We start from the raw sequence: 7,060 nt of genomic DNA on the forward strand, positions 1-7,060 counted from the left end.
GATCCTTATTGTCTAAGTTGTTGGGTTATTAAAATCTTGCTCCGAAAGAGAAGTTAAATTCCGGCTTTCCGGAAGTACGCTTTTTGTTTCTTGTGATTGGGAACGCCAAGTCTACACGTAAGGGTGCACCTAACATGAAAATACGCAAGCCAAAACCCCAGTCATCTCTGTAGCCATTTGGGTTCCAGTTGAGCTCGCCCTTGTTAAGGAAACCGATGTCGTAGAAGGCTGCGATACGGACAGGCTCCATAACCCTGACGGTGTATTCGATACTACCGTATGCCATGGTTTTACCGCCGATTGATTCGCCTGTACTGTCACGAGGGCCGACTTTTCTGTAGCCAAAACCACGTAAGTCATCAGGTCCACCCATATAGTAACGCTCGAAGAACGGTACGGATTGGCCGCCGTAGCCCATAATGGTGCCAGTACGACCGAGGATGGAGAGTACTTGCTCACCTGTTTCAAAGGTAGGGAAGAACTGAGCGCCGCGTACGAATAGGTTAACATATTTTGTTTGTCCGCCAACAGGACCACCGGCTAATTCAGTACCCGCTTCCAAGCGGCTACCCTCGGTTGGGTAGATTAAGTTATCCCGTGTATCACGTAAGGCGGTGAAACCTACTTTTGAAATTGAGCGATAGCCTTTTTCGGATCGAATAAGCGGAGAAACATTTTGCGCTAGATTGAAGATGCGAACGCTTTCCAGGTGATAGAATACGCGACCCTCAACGAGCTCGAAAAGACGTTTACGGAAGAAGACCTCAAAGCCCATGCGTACCTCGTTGTACAAGGAACTTGTGTAACGGGACTCGTTACGGAAGAGCTCGAAACCGAATGTGAGCTCTCGTTCAAAGAGCCAGGGTTCTTCGAAATACAAGAGGAAATCATTAGAGCGAGAACCGATACTGAAACGAACACGGAATTTTTGACCCGCGCCCTGGAACCAGTTACGATAATTAAAGATATCGAAGTTGGTTTGGCTATATTCAGCAAAAGCGGTAAATTTCTCAATATTGCTCAAGCCGACACCGAAGTTAATCGAGGCGGTTTTAGCTTCTTTAACCGCGATGCGCAGTTTCCTTCTGCCGGGGATGTTTGTGGCTTCCGGCATTAAGTTAACTTCATCAAAATAACGGGTATTTTGGAGCCTTAGTTGACTATTCTTCATGCGAATAAGGTCAAACACATCTCCTGGAGCCAACGCAATTTCGCGAATGATAACTGTGCTTTTTGTTTTCGTGTTACCCTCGACAACGACAGATTCTACAAAGAATTTGTCACTTTCGTGGACGACAAAATTGAGATCGATGGTGCCATCTTTAAGGTTAGGGATACGCTCTGGAATAGCATAGGTATCTAGGTAACCGACTTGGCCATAGATGTCGCGCAACGTTTCCGCATTTTCATCAATCACCTCCGGAGAAAATACATCACCCGTTTTGATGGTGAGCGCCTTCATCAGCTTATCCTCCGGGAAAAGCTTGTTGTTAGAAATTTTAATATTACCGATGTAATAACGTCTTCCCAGATTGAGCTTGATGACGATAACCATACGGCTTTCGGAAGGGTACTCGAACGTGACGTCGGCATCGTTTAATTGCACATCCAAATAACCTTGGTTTTTGCAGTATTCACGGATGCTATCGAGGTCATCATAAAACTGTTCATCCTTAAAAATACCGGCGCCTGTGAAGAAAGAGAGGATGTTCCAGCGCTTGGTTTTCATGACATCGCGGAGCTTTTCCTGCTTTAAGTCCTCATTGCCCTCGAAAATGATTTTAGAGATGGTTATTTTCGGTCCCTCAGAGATATGGAAGACAACCGTAGCTTCGCCCGTTTCGGGATCACGCTTAACATCGAAAGTGACTTTAATTTTGGAGTAACCCTTTTTCTGATAGTAATCGATCAGCGTATTGGCATCCATCTTAAGCTGGGAGCCATCGAGTGATTGGCCGACGGCGGATTTAATTTCCTTTTGCAGACGCTTTGATTTATATTTGGAAGCGCCTTCGAACGTGAGTTCACTGATGCGATACTTGGATGTGATTTCAAAGACGGCGATTTTATTACCACTGGGAGCGTCATCTAAGCGGATCGTTATGAATTCAAACAACTTAGTTTTGTAAAGCGAGTGGATAGACTGGTCTGCCAGCGTGGTATCGTAGGGCTGACCCGGCCTTAGACGGATGTGGGCCTCGATCGCCTCATCACTCACTGTCTTAAAGTTTGTGAACTGAATTTTAACAGCATCAATAATAGGCTGTTGTTTCGGTGCAAACTGGGCATGCAGCGTGGATGCGCACATAAGTGCAAGCGCGCAAAAGGAGATTTTGGTTAAAAAGCGAAATCGCATGTATAGTATATTATGTTAAACAGGTTGATCGTCTATGTAATTTTCGAAACGAGTGAAGCGTTTGTTAAAAACAAGAGGAACAATACCTACAGGTCCATTACGTTGTTTGGCAACAATTAAATCACGAGGAAGGACAGAGAGACCTCTTTCTTTCTCATCATCAGCATCTTTCTGCCGAGATAATAATAAAACCAAGTCTGCATCTTGTTCGATAGAACCGGATTCACGCAAATCGGAGAGACGAGGTTGCCGACGCTCCTTTTCGGAATCACGATTCAACTGACTGAGCACAATGACGGGAACGTTAAGCTCCTTTGCCATTGCTTTTACTCCTCTTGAAATTTCTGAAATTTGTTGTTCGCGGGGGACTCGAGAGTCTGTTCCTGAAATCAGCTGAAGGTAATCAATGATCACGAGCCCCAGGGATTTTTGAGCTTGTACGCGACGTGCCTTTGCACGCATTTCTAAGATAGACAAACTGCCGGAATCATCGATCCACAAAGGCAGATCCTTGAGTAAGTTGGCACCCTTTGCGAGTTCTTTATGGGATTCCTGGGACAAAAAGCCATCCTTGAGCTTTTGCATATCGACGTGCGTATAACTGCAGAGCAAACGCATTGCTAGCTGTTCGGCGCTCATTTCGAGGCTAAACATCAGGGTAGGAGTGGGCTCACGCTTAGAAGCCTTTGGCATTAAAGCCGCTTCCGCCATGTTAAGGGCTAAACTGGTTTTACCCATGGAAGGTCTTGCCGCGACAACGATCATTTCCTGAGGTTTAAAACCGGAAGTCATTTTATCAAGATCGAGAAAGCCGCTAGGAATGCCCGTTAGCTGACCACGATTTTGGAGCATGAAGTTGATCTGGTTGACCGCGTCTTCAAGAGGCTCTTTGATCGGCTTTGCGGAATCCGTGATTCTATCTTCGCTTATTTTAAATATCTGCTGCTCTACGCCCTCGAGAAACATCTCCATGTCTTCCTGTTCTGAATAGGCCTCTTCGATGGTACGCGTAGATATGCGAATGAGGCGGCGTAGGATATAGAGTTCTTTGACTCGTTTTAAATAGTGGGGGAGGTGCGCGGGGGTATCAATACGGTCAACGATTTCATTAATGTAAGCATTGCCACCGACCGTATCGTATTCTCTCTTAGAGCGTAGATGCTCGCACAGAATGACTTCATCAACCGGCGTACCCTTTTTATAGAGGTCTAGAAGGGCTTGAAATACGATTTGGTGAGCCGGTTTAAAGAACGACTCCGGCATGATTTTGTTTTCAATACAGGCGGTGATGCTTTCTTGGCCGCCCTCTTGAATGCAACAGGCCAATAATGCTTGTTCAGAGTCCACGCTATGAGGTGGAACCCTAAAACTATCAACATTAATATGGCCAGATTTGCTTGCCTTGGCTCGATTAGGAGCCAAGACGGAATTTTGTTTTTTGCCTTTTGTCTCCGGCAGCATGAGCGAGTTTTCTCGGGATTTGGGTGATTACAAAAGAATACAGAAGGGGCAGTAATTAACCCTCGATTGGATTCTCTGAAACGACCTCAAATTTGAGCTCAACGGCAACATCATGATGCAGTTTAACGCGCGCTACATGTTGACCCAAATTCTTGATAGGATTGGGCAAAGAAAGAGCCTTTTTGTTAATCTCAATACCCGCTTCAGCGATTTTATCGAGCAACATAGTTGTCGTAACTGCGCCAAACATTTTACCGTTTTCGCCTGTTTTAACAGCGATTGCGAAACTAAGCTTTTCGATTTTGCCACCAATTTCCTTAGCGTCTTGAAGCTCTTTAGATAAGCGGTCTTCACGTGCTTTGATAAGAGCGTCGATACGCTTTTTATTGGCGTGCGTGACAGGTATTGCTTTGTTTTGCGGGATTAAGCAGTTGCGTGCGTAACCGAGGGCTACGGACACTACGTCTCCCTCGTGACCGAGGCGTTCAACTGGAGCGATTAATAAAACTTCTGATTTTGCCATTGTATTGTATATGATTAAATTTATGCGTTAGATGAGTGACAGATGGTGCTGAGGTTATCAGAAAGGTACATCGTCATCAATATCAAATTGAGAATCGTTTTGTGATGAGCGTGAGCTTTGTGAAACGGCAGCAGGTTCGCTTGAAGCGTAGGAATCGTTCTGGTTACTGCTAGATGAATTACCTTCACCATCACGGCCACCAATGAACTGAAAGCTTTCAAGGACGATGCTGAGCTTGCTACGCTTTTCTCCGTTATTCTCCCATTGGTCGAAACGTAAGCGCCCTTCAACGAAAATGGGTTTACCCTTGGTAAAATATTTAGAGACGACCTCGGCTTGTTTGCCAAAAGCATCCACATCGACAAAGGTAACTTCCTCTTTTTGAGAACCGTCTTGTGCTTTGTATTTTCTTGATATGGCTAATCCGAATTTACATACAGATGTACCGTTTGGGGTTACTCTTAGTTCTGGGTCTCTTGTTAAGTTCCCCATTAGCATTACTTTACTGAATCCGGCCATAGCAATAATTTCCTGTTTGTGATTAGATGTTTTCGACAAAAACTCTATATACGTGTTTTTCGAGACGTAATTTTTCTTTAAGAGCGGTTGGGAAAGCAGGTGCTGCTTCGCATTCTACTACGAGGTAGATTCCTTCAGGGAAAGATTTGTCTGTTATGCGTGCAAATGGTTTGGAGCCGAGGTTTTCGGTCTTTTTGACAACGCCACCTAGAGATGTCATCGTTTGCTTTACTTTTTCTACCAAGCTATCGATAGAGTCTTGGTATTTGCGTGAATCCAGGATAAAGGATACTCTATATTTATTCATATTTTCAGTTTTCATGTGAAGTTCGTTTTTGGTTAATTAAATTCATGGCTTTCAAGAGGCCGTGGTCAATTACATATAGCAAGCTTTCTACAAAATAAGGAATCTTATCGGTAAAAAGGCCTTTTTCAGCGGCAGAAAATTTGCCCAATACGTGATCCTTAAGATCTATTTGCGGGGTTACTTTTTGCCCTATACCTATTCTGAAACGCAGAAATTCTGTGCTGAGAAATTGGATAATGCTGGCAATACCATTGTGCCCACCGGCGCTCCCGCCTTGGCTTAATTTCAGGCAGCCGACATCTATGTTAATATCATCATAGATGACGAGGAGGGACTCTACGGAAACCTTGTAAAACTTGCAGATAGCAGAAAGGCTGAAACCACTCTGGTTCATGTATGTGAGTGGCTTTACCAGGAAAAGGGTTTTGCCTTGGTGGGCTACTTGAGCCACTTTGGCTTTAAACCGATTTTCCTTTTTCCAAGAGGCTCCTAGCTGTTTTGCCAGGGCATCTACCACTATAAAGCCGATGTTATGCCGGGTACTTCTATAGAAGATGCCCGGGTTTCCTAAACCAGCTATGATAGAGATAGACATTAATGAGCTTGTATAAAATATTAAGCAGATTCTGCTGCGACGGCTTCCGGTGCGGCTTCTGCTTCAGTTTCTTCTTCTTTGACGCGTGGTTCCGCACAAGAGACGATAGAAATTTCTGCATGACCCGTAAAGGTGACGCCTTCGATAGGCTTTAAGTCTGCAATGTGAATGGCTTCGCCAACGTGCAAGTTGGAAACATCAATTTCGATGTATTCCGGTAGTTTAGCCGGCAGACACTTAACATCAATGGCATGAAGATGGACATCGAGAAGACCATTTTCATTTTTAACGCCGGTTGATTCGCCGATAATGTGTACGGGGATATGAGCTGACATTTCCTCATTTGCGGAAAGCTCGTGAAAATCTACGTGTTCATAGCGGTCATTTAGCGGGTTACGCTGTATTTCCTGTATAACGGCTAATTTTTTGTCTTTGCCATCTACGCTTAGTTCGATAAGGACGACTGAACCAGAGGCCTTACGCATAAAGAACATAAAATCGCGTGCGTTGACGCTGATGCTGATTGAACCTGATTTACCGTATATGACTCCTGGAAGCTGGCCTGCACGTCTCATACGACCTGCGGGACCGCGACCTTTTTCTTCACGTAATGATACTGTTAACTCTAACTTTTTCATGAAATGATCTCTTAAATTAAAACTCTTAAGGTATAATAATTTTAAGGGATTGCAATATCAAAATTAAAGTTTCTGAGCGTTAATTTCGTTTGGTTATTGGGAGGCAGGCAGATAGAAGCAGTTGTAGCGCTTTTCTTCCCTAACGGTAGAAAGCGGACCGTGGCCAGGGCAGAGAATAGTGTTATCCGTGAGCGAGAAGATTTCTCGTTTATTATTATCAAGCGCTTCTTTGTAATGCACTGATCCTGTGCCCCCCTGGGAGCCGGCAAATAGGGCATCGCCCACGATCGCAATCGGCATTTCCAGGCCCTGTATGAGATACGTAGTTCCCCCTGGGGAGTGCCCTGGTGTGAGCTTTGAAGTAATTTCTATATTTTCAAATTTTAAATGGAGGGATTTAAAAGATTTGGCAGCAGAAAGCGCTTCGTTTTCGTGTATGTAGGTAGGGATGTTTTTAAAAGCTCTTTGTAAAGGAGGAAGGCAGGCGATATGGTCTGTATGGGCGTGTGTTAGGAATAGAGCCTTGGGGCGTAAACCATTATCTTTGATGAATTGTAGTATGGGGTGGGCATCCATACCCGTATCAAAAATGAATGCTTCAAGAGAAGCGGGATCCCATACGACATAGGCGTTTACGAAAGCGCCATAGTATGGGGATGGG

At 44.5% G+C, this 7,060-nt stretch carries 8 protein-coding genes; all 8 read right to left on the minus strand.

What is annotated here, in order from left to right; translation table 11 throughout:
* Window positions 1-28 precede the first annotated feature (28 nt).
* Window positions 29-2,365, minus strand: coding sequence for an outer membrane protein assembly factor BamA (locus AUJ82_03825; GenBank protein ID OIO60089.1), 2,337 nt, complete (start codon window positions 2,363-2,365; stop codon window positions 29-31).
* Window positions 2,366-2,371: 6 nt separating this feature from the next.
* Window positions 2,372-3,739, minus strand: coding sequence for a replicative DNA helicase (locus tag AUJ82_03830; GenBank protein OIO60098.1), 1,368 nt, complete (start codon window positions 3,737-3,739; stop codon window positions 2,372-2,374).
* Between the two features lie 133 nt (window positions 3,740-3,872).
* Window positions 3,873-4,340 (minus strand): 50S ribosomal protein L9, encoded by a 468-nt coding sequence (locus AUJ82_03835; protein ID OIO60090.1) that lies wholly within the window; start codon window positions 4,338-4,340, stop codon window positions 3,873-3,875.
* Window positions 4,341-4,397: 57 nt separating this feature from the next.
* Window positions 4,398-4,859 (minus strand): single-stranded DNA-binding protein, encoded by a 462-nt coding sequence (locus AUJ82_03840; GenBank protein OIO60091.1) that lies wholly within the window; start codon window positions 4,857-4,859, stop codon window positions 4,398-4,400.
* Window positions 4,860-4,881: 22 nt separating this feature from the next.
* Window positions 4,882-5,166, minus strand: a complete 285-nt coding sequence (locus AUJ82_03845; GenBank protein ID OIO60099.1) for a hypothetical protein — start codon at window positions 5,164-5,166, stop codon at window positions 4,882-4,884.
* 4 nt (window positions 5,167-5,170) lie between these two features.
* Window positions 5,171-5,761 carry an aminoacyl-tRNA hydrolase gene (locus AUJ82_03850; protein OIO60092.1) on the minus strand — a complete coding sequence of 197 codons (591 nt, stop codon included), beginning with the start codon at window positions 5,759-5,761 and terminating at the stop codon, window positions 5,171-5,173.
* Between the two features lie 20 nt (window positions 5,762-5,781).
* Window positions 5,782-6,399 carry a hypothetical protein gene (locus AUJ82_03855; GenBank protein ID OIO60093.1) on the minus strand — a complete coding sequence of 206 codons (618 nt, stop codon included), beginning with the start codon at window positions 6,397-6,399 and terminating at the stop codon, window positions 5,782-5,784.
* Between the two features lie 93 nt (window positions 6,400-6,492).
* The coding region (locus AUJ82_03860; protein OIO60094.1) for a hypothetical protein at window positions 6,493-7,060 on the minus strand (568 nt) is incomplete at its 5' end.

It is taken from the genome of Verrucomicrobia bacterium CG1_02_43_26 (assembly GCA_001872735.1).
Classification (GTDB): Bacteria; Verrucomicrobiota; Verrucomicrobiia; order Opitutales; family CG1-02-43-26; genus CG1-02-43-26.

Coding starts and splice junctions, on each gene's coding strand:
- AUJ82_03855 (OIO60093.1), bottom strand. CDS start 6,399: ATGAAAAAGTTAGAGTTAACAGTATCATTACGTGAAGAAAAAGGTCGC.
- AUJ82_03840 (OIO60091.1), bottom strand. CDS start 4,859: ATGGCCGGATTCAGTAAAGTAATGCTAATGGGGAACTTAACAAGAGAC.
- AUJ82_03835 (OIO60090.1), bottom strand. CDS start 4,340: ATGGCAAAATCAGAAGTTTTATTAATCGCTCCAGTTGAACGCCTCGGT.
- AUJ82_03850 (OIO60092.1), bottom strand. CDS start 5,761: ATGTCTATCTCTATCATAGCTGGTTTAGGAAACCCGGGCATCTTCTAT.
- AUJ82_03845 (OIO60099.1), bottom strand. CDS start 5,166: ATGAATAAATATAGAGTATCCTTTATCCTGGATTCACGCAAATACCAA.